Here is a 17,882-nt window from a genome sequence, read left to right as displayed (position 1 = left end):
CTAAAAATCGGAACAAAAAATGTCTATTCAACTCGAAATCACCCCTGGCCACATCACGCTGGACCAGTTGCGCCAGATCCGTAACGGCGATGTCCAGCTGAGCCTGCACGCCAGCAGCACCGAGATCATCCGCCGCGCCGCCGCCGTGGTGCAAGCCGCCGCTGCCGGCGATGCGCCGGTCTACGGCGTCAACACCGGCTTCGGCAAGCTGGCCTCCACCCGCATCAGCAAGGAAGACCTGGCCACGCTGCAGTTCAACCTGATCCGCTCGCATTGCGTCGGCGTCGGCGCGCCGCTGCAACCCGGCGTCGTGCGCATGATGCTGGCCACCAAGGCAGCGTCCTTGGCACGCGGCCATTCCGGCGTGCGCGAGGAAGTCGTGCAAAGCCTGCTGGCGGTCTTCAACGCAGGCCTGATCCCCTATGTGCCGGCACAAGGTTCAGTCGGCGCCTCGGGCGACCTGGCGCCGCTCGCGCATATGACCTTGGCCCTGTTGGGCGAAGGTGAAATGCTGGTCGACGGCCAACGCAAACCGGCGCTGGCCGAGCTGCAAAAGCACGGCATCGCGCCGCTGGTCTTGCAGGCCAAGGAAGGCCTGGCCTTGATCAACGGCACGCAGACCAGCACCGCGCTGGCACTCGAAGGCCTGCTGCGCTACGAGATCGTCTTTGCGGCGGCTATCGTCAGCGGCGCCCTGAGCTTGGACGCCGCGCGCGGCAGCGACGGCCCGTTTGACGCCCGCATCCATGCAGTGCGCGGCCAGCCCGGCCAGATCGAGACTGCAGCCGCCTATCGCCAGTTGCTCGCCGGCAGCGCGATCCGCGCCTCGCACCAGGAGGGTGACGAGCGCGTGCAAGACCCTTATTGCCTGCGCTGCCAGCCGCAGGTGATGGGTGCATGCCTGGACCAAAGCCGTTATGTGCGCGATGTGCTTTTGCGCGAAGCGAATGCCGTCACCGACAACCCGCTGGTGTTTGCCAATGCCGACGGCACGAGTGCGATGGTCAGCGGCGGCAATTTCCACGCCGAGCCGGTGGCGCTGGCGGCCGACGCCTTGGCCTGCGCGATTGCCGAAGTCGGCGCGATTGCCGAGCGCCGCATCGCGATGCTGATCGACACCAGCGTGTCGCGCCTGCCGGCCTTCCTGACCGCCAACGCAGGCTTGAATTCCGGCTTCATGATTGCGCATGTGACCGCTGCAGCGTTGGCGAGCGAGAACAAGTCGCTCGCCCACCCGGCCAGCGTCGACAGCCTGCCGACCAGTGCCAACCAGGAAGACCATGTGTCCATGGCCACTTTTGGCGCGCGCCGCCTGGGCCAGATGCTGGACAACACCGCCCACATCATCGGCATCGAGCTGCTGGCCGCCGCCCAAGGCTTCGAGTTCCTGCGTCCGCTGCAAAGCTCGGCGGCCCTTGAGCAGGTGCACGCCCTGGTGCGCAAGACCTGCCCGGCCATGCCCACTGACCACTATATGGCGCCGGACATTGCCCATGCGTTCGAACTCGTCGGCAGCGGCGCGCTGACGCCCTTGGTGCAAAACGTCGGCGGCTTGGTGGTGCTTAACTAACTAAGCTAACACCGCATACACCTGCACCGACTCGGCCTTGCCCTTGAGCAGCACCGGGCCTAGCGACTCGGTGGACACCTCGCCACGCAAGGCATCGTGTGTGGCGGCGTCGATCAGGATGGCGCGTTGCGCCGCCTTGGTATGCGCTTCCAGGCGGGCCGCCAGGTTGACGGTGTCGCCGATGCAGGTGTAGGTGGCGCGTGCATCGGTGCCGGTGTAGCCGGCGATCATCTCGCCGGTGGCGATGCCAACGCCTATCTTCAACGGGGCCCGGCCAGCTGCCACCTGCTCGGCGCTGAATTGGGCCATCATCGCGATCATTTCCAGCCCCGCCGCCACCGCGCAAGCGGCATGTTCGGGCAAGGGCTGCGGCGCGCCAAAGATCGCCATCAACCCGTCGCCAATCATCTGATTGACCACGCCGCCCAGGCCGTTGATGGCATCGAACATCAAGGTGTAATAGGTATTGAGCAGTTCGATCACCTCCTCCGGCGTTTGCTGCTCCACCATGCCGGTAAAGCCACGGATATCGCAGAACATCACCGTCGCCTGCACGCGCCGCCCGCCCAAGGCAAAGCCCGAACTGGCCATGTCTTGCGCGACCTCCAGCGTGGCAAAGCGGCTGACCATATCGCGCTGCGCGTCACGCAGACGTTTCTTCTCCAGGCTGGCATTGATGCGCGCCTTCAGCAGCACCGCATTAACCGGCTTGCTCAGGTAGTCTTCGGCGCCCAACTCGATGCAGCGCACCACGTTCTCCAGCCCCTCCAGCGAGGACGTGACGATCACCGGCAGGTCATGCAACTTGGGGTCCGAGAACATCTCGCTCAGTACCTCGAAGCCGTCCATCTCCGGCATTTCGATGTCCAGCAGCAAGAGGTCGTAGCTCTTCTGGCGCAGCATCTGCAAGGCCAACAAGCCGTTCTCGGCCGTGTCCACCTGGTGGCCGAGCTGGCTGACATGGCGGGTCAGGAGCAGGCGATTGACCCGGTTGTCATCGACCAACAAGAGCCTGCCTGTCCTGTGTTCTTCACGTCGCATGGCACAACTCCTTCAGGGCCTGCGCGGCTAGTCTGTACTCGTCCTCGAGGCGCTGCAACATCAGCGCGCCCTCGGCACCCAAGTCGCTCAGCTTGCTCAACTCCAGCTCCCGCGCCAGCGCGCTGAAAGCCAGGGCTCCGAAGGTACTGCCGTTCGACTTGAGCGTGTGTGCGGCGCGCCTGAACGCGGCCTGATCGCCGCAGCGAAGGGCCTGATGCAGCGCCTGAATTTGCTGTGGTGCTTCCTCCAAAAAGGTCTCGGTAAGCTCCACCACGAACTCGACACCGGCCGCTCCTTGCAAGTCGGTAAAGGTGGGCAGATCTATGGCATTGCTGTTGCTGACGCTGTTGCTGCTGCTTGTCATTTCATGGCCTTTGCTTCAGGTTTGTTTTCGAGTTCGACTGGCAAGCAGGGCTGCAACCAGCGCCTCGACGCGGATCGGCTTGCTCACATAATCGTCCATGCCAGCGGCCATGCAGTCCTCACGGTCGCCCTGCATGGCGTTGGCCGTCATGGCGACGATGCGCGGCCGACTGTCGGGCCAGCGCCGGCCGATCTCGCGGCTGGCGGCCAGCCCGTCCATTTCGGGCATTTGCACATCCATCAGCAGCAGGTCATAGGTCTGGCGCTCCACGCACTCAATCGCCTCGATGCCGTTGCTGGCCACATCGGCTCGGTAGCCCATCTGACTGAGCAGGCGCAGCGCCAGCTTCTGGTTGACCGCGTTGTCCTCGGCCAGCAGGATGCGCAGCGGGTGGCGCTCGGCCATGGCCGCATCAAGCCTGGGTTTGCTGGGCATGGGATGGTGCTCTGTGGCGGCGTGGCCAAAAACGTTCATCAAGGTGTCGAACAACTGGCTCTGGCGCAGCGGCTTGTGCATGCAAGCGGCGAACAGGCCGTCAAACTCCCCAACTTCCTGGCGGCCCAGCGAGGTGAACAGAATCAGCGGCAAGCTCGGCCTGATGGAGCGAATCTGTTTTGCCAACTCAAGCCCGTCCATCTCGGGCATTTGCATATCCAGCACCGCCAGATCGAAGGGCTCGGCATCACTGCGCAGCCATTGCAGCGCTTGCGCGGGCGAGGCGCTGTCCTTGGGCACCATGCCCCATTTGGCCGACTGCAGCGCCAGCAGACGCCGGTTGGTCGCGTTATCGTCGATCACCAGCATGCGCTTGCCTTTCAGCGCCGCTTGCGTACCGATCAAGGCATGGCGACCCGAACCCGTGGACAGATCGGCCTCGAAGACCTGCAGCGTGAAATGAAAGCTGCTGCCCAGGCCGGCGCCCGGGCTTTCCACCCACATGCGCCCACCCATCAACTCGCTCAGACGCTTGCTGATCACCAGCCCCAAGCCGGTGCCGCCATATCGGCGCGTGGTCGAACTGTCGGCTTGGCTGAACTGCTGAAACAGGCGGCCCATGGTCTGCTCGCTCAGGCCGATGCCGGTGTCGTGGACGGTGAAATGCAGCTGCACAAAGCGTCGGCCCCGATAGCCTTGTTCGCCCGGCCCCCCGCCCTCGGGCTTGTCTGCGAGCTTTGCAAAAACCCTGTCTTCAATGCTGCCATCGGCCCGCAGGCGCTGGCTCGCAACCGTCAGCGAGACCTCGCCCTTGTCGGTGAACTTGATCGCGTTGCCGAGCAGGTTCAACAGAATTTGCCGCAAACGAGTTGCATCGCCGGTGATGGCCGCCGGCACCTCGTTGCCGGCATGGGCCTCGAACACATAGGCGATATTGATCTGCTTCTCGAGCGCGCGCTGGCCGAGCAGATCGAACGCCGACTCGATGCAGTCTCTGAGATCAAAGGGCGCATTCTCGAGCTCGATGCGACCGGCCTCGATCTTGGAGAAGTCGAGGATGTCGTTGATGATGGTCAGCAAGGCATCGCCGGAGTCTCGAATGGTCTCGGCATAGTCGCGCTGCTCAGGTGTCAAGGCGGTGTCCAGCATCAGGCCGCTCATGCCGATCACCGCGTTCATCGGCGTGCGGATCTCATGGCTCATGGTCGCGAGAAAGGCACTCTTGGCTTGATTGGCGGCCTCAGCGGAAGCGCGAGCGCGGTTGGCCTCCTCGAACAAACGCTTGTTCTCAAAACGCATCAAGATCGAATCAATCAGCGCATGGTGATAGCGCAGCCCCGCCAACAGCACCGGCACCAGCACGGCCAGCAGCCCCGCAGCGGACAACAAGGGTTCCCTGTCGCCCGCCCACAAGGCGGCCAGCAAGAAGGGCAGCGATAGCATCGAAGTCAAGGCGAACATGCTCGGCAGATAAATGGCCGTGGCCATCGCCACCGCCATCAAATTGAGCGCCAGCGCGATGATCAGCAACATCAAACGTGCCGTGTCCGGCGCAAAAAACAGCAGCGCCGAAACGCCCCACAAGAGGCCATAGCAGGCGTCGAAAGCGAGCTGCAACTTGAGCGCCGTTGCCAAGCGGCCGGCTTGCGTCAAGGCCCGCTGCCGCGGGGCGACGGCCAAGAAATAGGCGGCCGTCAGCAGCAGCATCGCGGCCGCCCAAACCCAAACGCCGCCCCCGACTCCAGCGTTGCTCAGCGCCTGCGCGAAGATCGCAACGCCCCCCAGCGAGACCACAACACCGGTGCGCGTGTTGGCGGACATGATCTGCAACTGGGTCAGCCGCAGACCGTCTCGGCTGCTCGGGTCAAGCTCACTCAGCGCGACCCGACGACTGAGCCGGGTCAGCAGGCCGGGCAAGTGGCCGTTGGTAATTTCGGTCTGCATCTCAACGTTCCTTCACCTGCATCAAGGCCTGCACCAAGGCTTCGACGCGGATCGGTTTGCTCAAATAGTCATCCATGCCGGCCGCGATGCATAACTCCCTATCGCCTTGCATCGCGTTGGCGGTCATGGCGGCGATGTGGGGCCGGGCTGTGGGCCAACGCCGATTGATCTCGCGGCTCGCCTCCAGCCCGTCCATCTCGGGCATTTGCACATCCATCAGCACCAGGTCGTAGGGCTGGCGCTCAAGGCTTTCGATCACCTCGATGCCATTGCTGGCGACATCGGCGCGGTAGCCCATCTGGCTCAGCAGGCGCAGCGCCAGCTTCTGGTTGACCGCGTTGTCTTCGGCCAGCAGGATGCGCAGCGGGTGGCGCGCGGCCATGGCCGCATCAAGCCGGGGTTTGCTGGGCAATGGATGGTGCGGCTCGGTGGGTCGGCCAAAAACGTTCATCAAGGTGTCGAACAACTGGCTCTGGCGCAGCGGCTTGTGCATGCAAGCGGCGAACAGGCCGCAGATCTCCCCCACTTCCTGGCGGCCCAAGGAGGTGAACAGAATCAGCGGCAAGCCCGGCCTGAGCACGCGAATCTGTTTTGCCAATTCAAGCCCGTCCATTTCGGGCATTTGCATATCCAGCACCGCCAGATCGAAGGGCTCTGCATCGCTGCGCAACCATTGCAGCGCTTGGGTGGGCGAGGCGCTGTCCTTGGGCACCATGCCCCATTTGGCCGTCTGCAGCGCCAGCAGGCGGCGGTTGGTGGCGCTGTCGTCCACCACCAGCATGCGCTTGCCCTTGAGCGCCAACTGCGAGCCGATCAGCGCATGCCGACTAGAACTGGAGGACAGGTCGGCCTCGAAGACCCGCAGCGTGAAATGAAAGCTGCTGCCCAGGCCGGCACCCGGGCTCTCGACCCAGATGCGCCCGCCCATCAACTCGCACAAGCGCTTGCTGATCGCCAGCCCCAGGCCGGTGCCGCCATATTTACGCGTGGTCGAGCTGTCGGCCTGGCTGAACTGCTGGAACAAGCGGCTCATGCCTTGTTCGGTCAGGCCGATGCCGGTGTCGCGCACGGTGAAATGCAGCTGCACAAAACGTCGGCCCCGATAGCCCGGCTCGACGCTCGGGCCGGGCGGGGCATTCGGTGACTGGCCCTTGCTTTGAAATACTCGGTCTTCGATGCTGCCATCGGCACGCAGGCGCTGGCTGGCGACGGTCAGCGACACCTCACCCTTGTCGGTGAACTTGATCGCATTGCTGAGCAGATTCAACAGAATCTGCCGCAAGCGCGTCACATCCCCTCTGATGGCCGCCGGCACCTCATTCGCGCCATTGGCCTCGAACACATAGGCGATATTGAGCTGCTTCTCGAGCGCACGCTGGCCGACCAAATCAAGCGCCGACTCGATGCAATCGCGCAGGTCAAACGGTGCGTTCTCCAAATCGATGCGGCCGGCCTCGATCTTGGAGAAGTCGAGGATGTCGTTGATGATGGTCAGCAGCGCATCGCCCGAATCCCGGATGGTCTCGGCATAGTCGCGCTGCTCGGCCGTCAGCTCGGTGTCCAGCATCAGACCGCTCATGCCGATGACCGCGTTCATCGGCGTGCGGATCTCATGGCTCATCACCGCCAGGAACGCGGACTTCTGCCGGTTCGATTCCTCCAGCACGCGGGTGCGCTCTTGCACGCGCTGCTCGGTCAGCGCCTCGTTCAAGCGTTCGTTCTCGAAGCGCATCGCAATCGATTCCCGAATTGCCGCGCCAAATCTATGCGCATAGGCCAACACGCAAGCAGCCAGCAGCAGCACGGCCAGCAGATTGAGCTGGGCAAGCCGGTCGTCTTGCAGCCCGGCGCGCAACACAAAAGGCAGCAACAGTGGCAGCCCGAATGCGTACACAGCCGCATGCCCGGCGGTGGCCATGGCCGCGCTGATCAACATGCCCAGCAAGAGCACATTGAGTATCAGCAAGCGGGTCGGATCGGCATCAAAGAAGAGCCAGCCCGCAAGGCCCCAGGCACAACCGAGCAGACCGTTGTAGACACAGAGCAGCCGCCCCCAATCGCGCTGACGGCCACTCGCCTGCAAACGCAGCCGCTGCGGTGCAAAGAGCGCATACAAGGCCAGCGTCAGCAAGACCAGCAAAGCCCAAGGCAGCAGCCCCCGCAGCTCGCCCTGCCGGGTCAGGGCGAAGCAAAGCAAGAACAAGGACGGTAGGCCGGCGGGAATGCCAAAGCGCATATTCTCGGCGATCAGGGCGTAGCGCACGCCGTCTATCCTCTGCGCTAGGCCGAGCCGCGCAGGCTCGGCACAAGCCCCCTCGGGGCCGGTGGCGTCAACGCCGTCCATCGAGCCGGGATAGCTGAGCTTGCACGACGCTGATTCGGTCCTTGACTTGAAACCCATGGCCCATAGATCTCCCCGATCAGCCGAAGTCGGCCCGCCGCCCTGCGAAAGCGTTCTGCGGCCTTCGCTTCAGAGTGGCAATCTACAACAAGCGGCCCGACTGAGCCATCCCGGCAAACCAGGGGCCACGGCGGTATTAATACCGCCCGGTTGCCCCCGCCACGCGCAGGTACACATAGGCGGCCCAGGCCACCAAGGCCCGGCGCAACACGGCGCGCAAGCCACCACCCAAATATTGCCTATCCACTTGGCGCGACAGCAGCGCGGCGGCATCGAACTGCTTGGCCACGGCCCGTGCGAATTCGGCGTCACGCACGATCACATTGGCCTCCAGATTGAGCAGCAGCGAGAGTGGGTCGATGTTGGAGCTGCCGACCGTCGCCCACTTTTCATCCACGACACAGACCTTGGCGTGCAGATAGGCCGGGGTGTACTCATAAATGAGCACGCCATGGCCAAGCAGCTCGGCATAAAGCGCCTGCGCCGCCATGCCGGCGATGCGGTAGTCGAGCTTGCCCTGCAGGAGCAGGCGCACCTGCACACCGCGCCGCGCCGCATCACGCAAGGCCTTGCGGAAGGCATGGCCGGGGTAGAAATAGGGGGTCATCAGATCGACCCGCTTTTGAGCCGAGCGGATCGCGTCCACATAGGCTCGCTCGATGGTGCGGCGCCGACGCAGGTTGTCACGCAAGACAAAGGCGGCGTAGACGGGATTCAGGCCCGGACTCAATTCCTGCTGCGATTGAGCGCCGCGCCGCCGAGGCTTGCCCGCAGACCTGGGCATGCGCACACCACGCCAAAGCCGCTTCAGCCGCGCCCTGGGCTCGCTGCTGCGCGCCAGAGCCAGCAACTCCTGGCCAAAATCGCCGCCCAGGTAAGCGCGCGTCCACACCGCGCGCGCCGCCTGCGCCACCGCCATCACCAGCGGGCCGCTCACACCGACAGCGAAATCCAGCCGAGGCTGCTCGGTGGCGCCGTGATTGAGGTCGACACAGTCGCCGATGATATTGATGCCGCCGACAAAGGCATGATCGCCGTCGACCACGCAGAGCTTTTGATGCAGGCGGCGCAACTGCCCCGGCTGCAGCCAGCTGTACCAGCGATCGATCGGGCGGAACACCGCCAGCGCCACGCCCGAGCCTTCAAATTGCTGATTCAACCAAGGCAGGCTGGCGCGCGAACCAAAGCCGTCGACGACCACTCGCACCCGCAAGCCGCGCCGGGCCGCCGCCACCAACTGCGCCGCCAACGCCGCGCCGGCCGCATCGAAATGGAAGATGTAAGTGGCCAGCCAGATCTCATGCCGACCACTCGCTATGGCCGCCGCCTGAGCGGGAAATAACTCGTCACCTCCGCGCAGCAGACGCAACTCATTGCCACCGAAAAACTCGGGCTGCGGCACGCCGGCCCAAGCGCGCAGTGAGTCGAGATCCGGCGACTTGCTCATCAGCCCTCGAGCAACTCCAGCTCGGCCAGCAAAGGCAAATGATCGGACATGCGCGCCCAGGCCGGGCCCTTGGGCACCTGCATCGACACGCAGCGCAGGCCGCGCATATAGATGCGGTCGAGCGAGAAAAATGGCAGGCGCGAGGGAAAGGTTGCATGGCGCGAATGGCCCAGCGGTGACCTCGCACGATGGAGGCCGAATTCATGCATCGGTGCGTCAAGCCGCTCACCCCAGTCATTGAAGTCGCCGGCGATCAGCAACAAAGCATCGGGCGGCACATGCTTGCCAATGAACTCGGCCAGCCGCTCGATCTGGCGCACCCGTCCGCTATGAAACAGGCCCAGATGCGCAACCACGGTGTGAATCTCATGGCCCTGCCAGCGCACCGGCACATGCAGCAGCCCGCGTTGCTCGAAGCGGTGGTCCGAAACATCATGATGGCCGATGTCTCCGAGCGGAAAGCGCGACAGCAGCGCATTGCCATGCTCGCCATGCTTGGTCACCGCATTGGTGCGGTAGGCGACCTCGTAGCCGTCCGGCGCCAGGAACTCGGCCTGCCCCTGCTCGGGCCAGCCGAACCAGGTGCGCTGGAATTCTTTGGCTTCCATGTGATGGAAATGCCGCACTTCCTGCAAGAACACCAGGTCGGCATTCAGCGCTTCGACACCCATGCCCAGATTGTGAATCTCCAGCCGTTTTTGCGGCCCCATGCCGCGCACGCCCTTGTGAATGTTGTAGGTTGCGACGCGCAGATGCGGGCGAGTGAACTGGCTATGCGAGGGCTGCACCGAGTGGCTGAAGGCATTGCCATGCGTCATACCGAGGCCTCCAGTTGCTTAGGAAGATGCAGGATCGCCTCGGCATTGGACGGCGAGAAGCACAGATCGGCCGCCTCACGCCAGGGTAGCCAGCGGTATTGCAGATGCTCGCGCGGCGCCAGCCTGACCAAGCTGCCGGCCGGTACTCGGAGGCCGAACACATGCTCGCTATTGTGAGTGACGCCCGGCGCATAACGATGGCGCCAGACGGGGTAAATTTCGTAGCGATTGACCAAGGCCCAGTCACGCAGTTGCTCGGGCGCAGCGACGATGCCGGTTTCCTCCAGCACCTCGCGGCGGGCGGTCTCCGACAGCGGCTCATTCGGCGTGTCTTTGGAGCCGGTCACGCTTTGCCAGAATCCCGGCTGGTCGGCCCGCTCCAGCATTAGCACCTGCAGATCGGGTGTATGAATGACCACCAACACGGATTCAGGAATTTTGTGGATTTGGCTCATCGTTGGCTGTGCGGCGCTTCGGATCGGATCGATTTATAGGCAAAGCATAGCGGAGAGTTGTGGCCAGCGCGCCCGCCGATCCGCATCTATAGTCAGGCAAAGGGTTTGATCGCAAGCCCAGGACTTGTGGCAAGCCGAGCGACCATGAAACTGCTGCCCCGAATTGTTGTCAGCGTGATTTTGCCCATGTTGGCTCTGGCTGGCGTGGCCCTGTATGGCGGCAGCCTGTTGATGCAAAGTTCGCTCTTGGAGGAGCAGCAAGAGCGCGCGCAGGCGACCTTGGCGCAAAGTGTCGGCCGACTGCAACTGAGCCTGGGCGAGGCCCGCGACGCGGTGCGGCTGATGGCGCACTCCGATCCCTTGGCAGGCGCAGATTTGGCGCAAATTGAGCCAGCCTTGCGGCGCTGGCAGGGGGCCAGCGAGCGCTTCGAGTCTTTTCGCTTCCTGGCTCTGCATGAACTTGCGGCCTCCACAGAAACCGCCCTGCCAAAGCTTCCAGCCGAGCTTCCCGCCGAGTTGCTGGCCGCCCTGCGCGCCGGCCAGCAAGCAGTGTCGGCGCCTTCGATCAACGCTGCGTCGGGCGAATTGATTATGGGCATTGCGACGCCGGTATTTGATCAGCGCGGGCGCCAAGTTGGCGCCCTGCTGGCGAACTTGAAACTGGAGCAATTGCTGAGTATTCCCATCGGCAATGCCGCCCAGCGCGACGCACGCCTGATGGTGCTGGATGCCCAGTCCCGCTTGCTTGCAGGTGGCTTGGGCGAGGAGGGTCAAGCGCTGTCCCCAGTCGATGCCGCCAGCCAACCGCAAGCCTTCGCGGTGATGGCCTCGCTGGCGTCGAAAGAGCATGCAGCGGAGCTGAGCCGCATTGCCGTCTCGCACGCCGGCACGCAAGTCATCTGGCAGGCCTTGACCAAACGGGTACCCGAACTCGACTGGCAAGTCATCTACGCCATGCCCGAACAAAGCCTGTTCGAGCGGGCTGCCAAGTTCCAGCAGCGCGGCCTGCTCGGCCTGGGCATCTGCGCGCTGCTGGCCTTGGCGGGTGCCGCGCTGATGCGCCATGTCGTACTGCGTCCTTTGATGCAGTTGCAACTGGCGCAACAACGCTTGCAGGCCGGCGACAGCCATGCGCGTGCGTCGGTGTCCGGCGACGATGAGATCAGCGAACTGGCGCGCTCCTTCAATCTGATGGCCGAAACCCTGGACGCCACAGAACAACGCTTTAGGATGATTTTTGAGGCCTTCCCGCATCCGATAACGCTGGCCAGTTTTCAGGACGGAAACTATGTCGACGTCAACCCGGCGTTCGCAGCGGCACTGGGAATTGCTCAGCAAGAGGCGATTGGCCGTAGCCCGATCGACTTTGGTCTGGTGGCATCGATGGAAGACCTGCTGGTCAAAGGGCAGGAGCTGGCACAGACCGGCAGCTTGGCGCCCGAGCTGCTGCAGACCCAAAATGCCCAGGGTGAAGCGCTGTGGTTGACCTACTCCACCCGCTTGATCGGTTCGGGCCAAGACAAGCTGGTGTTGGCCGTGGCCACCGACATCACCGAGCTGAAGACGGCCGAGGCGCAGCTACGCCAAAGCGAGCAAAGCCTGACCGCCTTGTTCGAATTCGCGCCGCTGCCGATGGCGCGCACCCGCCTGACTGCCGGCAGCGATTCGCCAACGTTCTGGAACCAGGCTTGGTACCGCGCTTTCGGCTACGCCCCGGGCAGCTGCGACGGCATGCCGAGCACTCGCTTTGACTTCTGGGTCGACCCCGCCGAGCGAAGCCGCTTTGTCGACGAGATGGTCCGCAACGAATTCGCGCTCAACCGCCAAGCGCAGCTGCGCCATGCGGACGGATCGGTGCGGCAATGCGAGGTCTCGGGGCGCTATATTGATGTGGGCGGCGAGCGCACGGTGTTAGCCAGTTACCTGGACGTCACCGAAAAGATCCGCATCACCGCCGAGTTGAATCAACTCAACACCCGTTTGGAGGCTCGTGTGGCCGAACGTACCTCCGAGTTGGCCCGCCGAAATCAAGAACTGGACGAGGCCTTGAGCGTACTCAAGCATACGCAGGCCGAGCTGGTGCGAACCGAAAAACTCTCCTCCTTGGGCAGCCTGGTGGCCGGCATCGCGCACGAGTTGAACACGCCGATAGGCAACGCGATGCTGATGGCCACGACCTTGGCGGCGCGTCAAACCGAGTTCGAGACGGCCGTCGCCGAGGGCCTGCGGCGCTCGGTGTTGCAGGAGTTTCTGAGGGGTTTGCGCGAGGCCTGCACCATGCTGGAGGCGAGTCTGGGCCGGGCGGCCGAGCTGATCAGCAGCTTCAAGCAGGTCGCGGTGGACCAGTCCAGCTACCAACTGCGAGACTTCGACCTGCAAGAAGTGCTGCACGAAACCGCTCTGAGCCTCGGGCCCAGCCTCAAGCTCAGTGGCACAAGCCTGGTCGAAGATGTGCCGGCCGGCCTGCTAATGCATAGCTATCCAGGGCCGCTGATTCAGGTCTTCATGAATATCGTCAACAACGCCGTGCTGCATGCGTTCGAGCCGGGTCAAGCAGGCTGCGTCAGGATCAAGGCTCGCGCTCTTGGCGAGGAGCGGGTCTTGATCGAACTCAGCGACGATGGTCGCGGCATGCCGAGCGAACATTTGCAGCGCGCGTTCGACCCCTTCTTCACCACCAAGCTCGGCCAGGGCGGCTCCGGCCTGGGCCTGCACATCGTCTACAACCTGGTGACCGGCTTGCTGGGTGGGCAAGTCCGGCTCAGCAGTGATTCAGGCCAGGGCACAAGGCTCAGCATCGAGCTGCCGCTGCGGGCGCCCCAAGAGCCGAGTTGATGCAACGGACAAAAAAAGGGCAGCCAAGGCTGCCCTTTTTTATGGCTGAGTTGACTCAGGCATTGGTGGCGGCCACCGCATTGCGCAGACGGATATGCAGCTCTTTGAGTTGCTTGTCGTCGACATTGCTCGGCGCGCCGGTCAGCAGGCATTGCGCGCGCTGCGTCTTCGGGAAGGCGATCACGTCGCGGATCGACTCGGCCTTGGTCATCATGGTGACGATACGGTCCAGGCCGAAGGCCAGGCCACCGTGCGGTGGCGCGCCGTATTGCAGCGCGTCGAGCAGGAAGCCAAACTTGTCCTGCGCTTCTTCGGGGCCGATATTGAGCGCGCTGAAGACCTTGCTCTGCACGTCGGCCTTGTGGATACGCACCGAGCCACCGCCCAGCTCCCAGCCGTTCAAGACCATGTCGTAGGCCTTGGAAATGCAGGCGCCGGGGTCCGTCACCATCAAGTCCTCATGGCCATCCTTGGGCGCCGTGAACGGGTGGTGCACGGCGTTCCAGCGGCCGCCCTCTTCGTCTTGCTCGAACATCGGGAAGTCAACCACCCACAGCGGCGCCCAGATGTCGTTGAACAGGCCGTTCGTCTTGCCGAACTCGCTGTGACCGACCTTCAGGCGCAGCGCGCCGATCGCGTCATTGACGACCTTGGCGCGGTCGGCGCCGAAGAAGATCAGGTCGCCGTCTTGCGCGCCGGTGCGGGCCAGGATGTCGGCCACCGCTTGGTCATGCAGGTTCTTGACGATCGGTGACTGCAGGCCTTCGCGGCCCTTGGCCACATCATTGACCTTGATCCAGGCCAGGCCCTTGGCGCCATAGATCTTGACGAACTCGGTGTAGCTGTCGATCTCGCCACGGCTGATCGCCGCACCGCCGGGCACGCGCAAAGCGACCACGCGGCCGCCCTTGGTGGTGGCCGGCGTCGAGAAGACCTTGAAGTCGACCGTGCCCATCACATCGGTCAACTCGGTGAACTCGAGCTTGACGCGCAGGTCGGGCTTGTCCGATCCATAACGGTGCATCGCATCGGCGTAGGTCATGACCGGATAGTCACCCAAGTCAACATTCAAGTTCTTGCTGAAGACGTGACGGATCATGCCCTCGAACATCGCCCGAATCTCTTCTTCGCCGAGGAAAGAGGTTTCGATATCGATCTGCGTGAATTCGGGCTGGCGGTCGGCGCGCAGGTCTTCGTCGCGGAAGCATTTGGTGATCTGGTAGTAGCGATCGAAACCGGCCACCATCAGCAATTGCTTGAACAACTGCGGGCTTTGCGGGAGTGCAAAGAACATGCCGTCGTGCACGCGCGAAGGCACCAGATAGTCGCGTGCGCCTTCCGGCGTACTCTTGGTCAGCATTGGCGTTTCGATGTCGACAAAGCCGCGCTCGTCCAGGAATTTGCGCACTTCCATCGCCACGCGGTAACGCAGCATCAGGTTGTTCTGCATATAAGGGCGGCGCAGGTCCAGCACGCGGTGCGTCAGGCGTGTGGTCTCGGACAGGTTCTCGTCGTCCATCTGGAACGGCGGCGTGACGCTGGCGTTCAGCACTTCCAACTCAAGGCACAAGACCTCGATCTTGCCGCTGGTGAGGTTGGCGTTCTCGGTGCCCGCCGGGCGCAGGCGCACCTTGCCGACGACCTTCAGGCAGAACTCGTTGCGCACGCCCGAAGCGATCGCAAACATCTCGGCGCGGTCCGGATCGCAGACGATTTGCACCAGACCTTCACGGTCGCGCAGGTCGATGAAGATCACCCCGCCATGGTCGCGGCGGCGATGGGCCCAGCCCATCAAGGTAACGGTTTGGTCCTGCAGCTTTTCGCTGACTTGGCCGGCATAACAAGTTCTCATGGGAATACTCCAGTTCTTCTAGGCTGTCGCTGACGACTCGCATCAGCGCTTGGCGAAATTTTTGTTGAGTGTGGCGCTGGTGGCTTATGGCAGCCATCAGGACTGAGCACCTGCCGGAATGCTCAGCCCGGTAGATTTGACCGCCCCTTCGGGTCGGCCGAACCCTGCGGGTTTCGTGTTTCAAAGGGCTGCACATGATGATCGCCTTCTGGCGCCACCACGCCCATCGAGATGATGTGCTTGAGCGCCGCATCGACGCTCATCTTCAGCGGCCGCACCGAGCTGCGCGGCATCATCAAGAAGAAGCCCGAGGTCGGGTTCGGCGTCGTCGGCACATATAAGCTGACATGCTCTTCTTCACCCAAAGCATGTGCGACTTCACCGCTGGGTTTGCCGGTGACGAAAGCAATCGTCCAACTGCCTTGATGCGGGTATTGCACCAGCACCGCCTCGCGAAAAGCATTGCCGCTGCTGGAAAACAGCGTGTCCGAAACCTGCTTGACCGAGCTGTAGATGCTTTTGACGATGGGGATGTTGGAGAGCAGCCGGTCCCATTGCTTCAACCACCACTGGCCGAAAATATTGGCGACGAACATACCGGTGAGGGCCATGCCGCCGACCAGAATCAGCAGACCCAGGCCCGGCACATGACGCAGATCATCGATATTTTGGGCCATCGAGGCCGGCAACAGCGCTTGCGACGCCGCCAGCAGCGAGGTGAAGACGCCATTGATGACGCCCAGCACCCAGAGCAAGACCCAGATGGTGATCGCCAAAGGCAGCCAGACCAAAAGGCCGGTGATGATGTATTTTTTCAAGGCAGTCCTAGGACGAGGCGGTCGGGCTTGCAGCAGGCGCAGGCGCTGTGGCCGCTGCAGGTGCGGCGGCCGGGCTTGCTGCGGCTGCCGGCGCTGGTGCAGCAGCGGGCGCGGCTGCGTCGGCCGGCGCAGCAGGGGCTACGGCGGTGGCCGGTTTGGCGCCGCCGTCCTTGAAGTCGGTGACATACCAGCCCGAACCTTTGAGCTGGAAGCCGGCGGCGGTGACTTGCTTTTGGAAGGCCTCGGCACCACAGGCCGGGCAGGTCGTCAACGGTGCGTCGGAAAGCCTTTGCAAGGCGTCTTTGGCGTGACCGCATTCGGCGCAGCGGTAAGCGTAGATAGGCATGGTCTAAACCGTTGATTCAAAACCGCAAATTATAAAGCCCCGGCAAGACCAAGCGTCGCGCCGGGCGTCAAACGGCGTTGCCATGCGCCAATTTATGGTGCGAAGCATGCACATTCTTGATCGCCTGCGGGCCCAACGAACCGATCAGCATACCGACAACACCGGCCAAGAAACCGGCCAACTGGGCCGGAAAAACATCGCCGGCCGGCGTCAGCTTGAACAAGCCCCAAGCCAGCAGGCCGAGCACCATCGAAAAGATCGCGCCCTGCGTGCTGGCGCGCTTCCAGTAGAGGCCGAACACCAGCGGCACAAAAGCGCCGACCAGGGTGACCTGATAGGCGGCCGAGACCATTTCGTAAATCGGCGTCCCCTCCAGCGCGATCGCATAGGCGCAGACGCAAGCGCTGAATACCAGCACGGCGATGCGCATGGTGCGCAGCTCTTGCTTGTCGCTGATACGCGGGAAAAACTGCCGCCAGATATTCTCGACAAAGGTCACCGACGGCGCCAGCAAGGTGGCCGAGGCGGTGGACTTCAAGGCCGACAAGAGCGCGCCGAAGAAGATCACCTGCATCACGAAGGGCATGCGCTCCATCACCAGGGTGGGGATGACTTTTTGCGGGTCCTCGGCGATCAACTGTGTCGCCTGCTCGGGCATGATGATCAGCGCACTGGTGACCAAGAACATCGGCACGAAGGCGAACAGGATGTAGCAGATGCCGCCGATCACCGGGCCGCGCGTGGCCGCATATTCATTCTTGGCCGACATCACGCGCTGAAACACATCTTGCTGAGGGATGGAACCCAGCATCATCGTGATGGCCGCGGCAAAGAAGAACACGATGTCGTGAAAACTCGGCTCGGGCAGAAACTTGAAGAGCTCTTTGCTGTTGGCCAAGGCAATCACCTTGTCGGCGCCGCCCGCCATATCGGCGGCAAAAAACGCAATGATGCTCAGGCCGACCACCAGGATGATCATCTGGATGAAGTCGGTCACCGCCACCGACCACATGCCGCCGAACAGCGTATAGGCCAGGATCGAGGCCGTGCCTATCAGCATGCCGACAGGAATGCTGATCGCCCCACCGGACAGCAAATTGAATACCAGGCCCAGCGCGGTCACCTGCGCCGACACCCAGCCCAGATAGGACAGGATGATGATGAAGGAGCAGGCCACCTCGACCACCCGGCCGTAGCGCTCGCGGTAGTAGTCGCTGATGGTCAGCAGACTCATCTTGTAGAGCTTGGCCGCGAAGAAGATGCCGACCAGGATCAGGCAGGTGCCGGCGCCGAATGGGTCTTCCACCACCCCATTCAAGCCGCTTTGCACGAACTTGGCGGGGATGCCCAGCACGGTTTCGGAGCCGAACCAGGTCGCGAAGGTCGTAGTGATGATCATCACCAGCGGCAAATGGCGCCCGGCAATCGCGAAATCGGCGGTGTTCTTGACCCGCCTTGCGGCCCACAGACCGATCGCGATGGTGACGAGGAGATAGGCAAAAACCAGGGTCAAAAGCATGGCGGCGGTTCAATAGGTGGCAACAAAACGTGGCGGA

Annotated in this window: 13 protein-coding genes; 2 read left to right on the top strand and 11 right to left on the bottom strand. The window is 63.0% G+C overall.

Annotation, left to right across the window (positions count from 1 at the left end; translation table 11 throughout):
• The first annotated feature begins 19 nt into the window (after positions 1–19).
• Positions 20–1,570, top strand: a complete 1,551-nt coding sequence (hutH, locus tag LNV07_RS19240; protein WP_263572789.1) for a histidine ammonia-lyase — start codon at positions 20–22, stop codon at positions 1,568–1,570.
• On the opposite strand, the gene LNV07_RS19235 is transcribed toward hutH, so the two are convergent.
• The 7 genes from LNV07_RS19235 to nudB all read right to left on the bottom strand — a co-directional run bounded on the left by LNV07_RS19235 (position 1,571) and on the right by nudB (position 10,475).
• The gene (locus tag LNV07_RS19235) at positions 1,571–2,611 is read right to left on the bottom strand and encodes an adenylate/guanylate cyclase domain-containing protein (protein ID WP_263572788.1); all 1,041 of its coding nucleotides are present in this window, start codon (positions 2,609–2,611) and stop codon (positions 1,571–1,573) included. It abuts the gene before it with no gap.
• Positions 2,601–2,975, bottom strand: coding sequence for an Hpt domain-containing protein (locus LNV07_RS19230; RefSeq protein WP_263572787.1), 375 nt, complete (start codon positions 2,973–2,975; stop codon positions 2,601–2,603). Before LNV07_RS19230 ends, LNV07_RS19235 begins: the two co-directional genes overlap by 11 nt.
• Before the next feature lie 15 nt (positions 2,976–2,990).
• Positions 2,991–5,354, bottom strand: a complete 2,364-nt coding sequence (locus LNV07_RS19225; RefSeq protein WP_263572786.1) for a response regulator — start codon at positions 5,352–5,354, stop codon at positions 2,991–2,993.
• 1 nt (position 5,355) lies between these two features.
• Positions 5,356–7,698: a response regulator gene (locus LNV07_RS19220; RefSeq protein WP_263572785.1), complete on the bottom strand. Its 2,343-nt coding sequence runs from the start codon at positions 7,696–7,698 to the stop codon at positions 5,356–5,358.
• 193 nt (positions 7,699–7,891) lie between these two features.
• The gene (gene clsB, locus LNV07_RS19215; RefSeq protein WP_263572784.1) at positions 7,892–9,202 is read right to left on the bottom strand and encodes a cardiolipin synthase ClsB; all 1,311 of its coding nucleotides are present in this window, start codon (positions 9,200–9,202) and stop codon (positions 7,892–7,894) included.
• Complete coding sequence (locus LNV07_RS19210) at positions 9,202–10,020, bottom strand: endonuclease/exonuclease/phosphatase family protein (RefSeq protein ID WP_397545584.1); 819 nt, start codon at positions 10,018–10,020, stop codon at positions 9,202–9,204. The genes clsB and LNV07_RS19210 overlap by 1 nt, the downstream gene beginning before the upstream one ends.
• On the bottom strand, positions 10,017–10,475 hold the full coding sequence (nudB, locus tag LNV07_RS19205) for a dihydroneopterin triphosphate diphosphatase (RefSeq protein WP_263572783.1): 459 nt from the start codon (positions 10,473–10,475) through the stop codon (positions 10,017–10,019). The genes LNV07_RS19210 and nudB overlap by 4 nt, the downstream gene beginning before the upstream one ends.
• Positions 10,476–10,619: 144 nt before the next feature.
• Here nudB and LNV07_RS19200 point away from each other — a divergent pair, with 144 nt between their 5' ends.
• Positions 10,620–13,310, top strand: a complete 2,691-nt coding sequence (locus LNV07_RS19200) for a PAS domain S-box protein (protein ID WP_263572782.1) — start codon at positions 10,620–10,622, stop codon at positions 13,308–13,310.
• 55 nt (positions 13,311–13,365) lie between these two features.
• On the opposite strand, the gene aspS is transcribed toward LNV07_RS19200, so the two are convergent.
• From aspS to LNV07_RS19180, 4 genes are all read right to left on the bottom strand, one after another.
• Positions 13,366–15,162 (bottom strand): aspartate--tRNA ligase, encoded by a 1,797-nt coding sequence (gene aspS, locus LNV07_RS19195; RefSeq protein ID WP_263572781.1) that lies wholly within the window; start codon positions 15,160–15,162, stop codon positions 13,366–13,368.
• A gap of 122 nt (positions 15,163–15,284) precedes the next feature.
• Positions 15,285–15,980: a DUF502 domain-containing protein gene (locus LNV07_RS19190; protein WP_263572780.1), complete on the bottom strand. Its 696-nt coding sequence runs from the start codon at positions 15,978–15,980 to the stop codon at positions 15,285–15,287.
• A gap of 7 nt (positions 15,981–15,987) precedes the next feature.
• Positions 15,988–16,326, bottom strand: a complete 339-nt coding sequence (locus tag LNV07_RS19185) for an FmdB family zinc ribbon protein (protein ID WP_263572779.1) — start codon at positions 16,324–16,326, stop codon at positions 15,988–15,990.
• A gap of 67 nt (positions 16,327–16,393) precedes the next feature.
• Positions 16,394–17,845, bottom strand: a complete 1,452-nt coding sequence (locus LNV07_RS19180; RefSeq protein WP_263572778.1) for a high affinity choline transporter 1 — start codon at positions 17,843–17,845, stop codon at positions 16,394–16,396.
• Positions 17,846–17,882: the final 37 nt, after the last annotated feature.

Origin of the sequence: Roseateles oligotrophus (assembly GCF_025717515.1) — a bacterium.
GTDB classification, from domain to species: Bacteria; Pseudomonadota; Gammaproteobacteria; order Burkholderiales; family Burkholderiaceae_C; genus Paucibacter_A; species Paucibacter_A oligotrophus.
The sequence above is the reverse complement of the archived record's forward strand: the minus strand, read 5'-3'. Positions and strand labels throughout refer to the sequence as shown.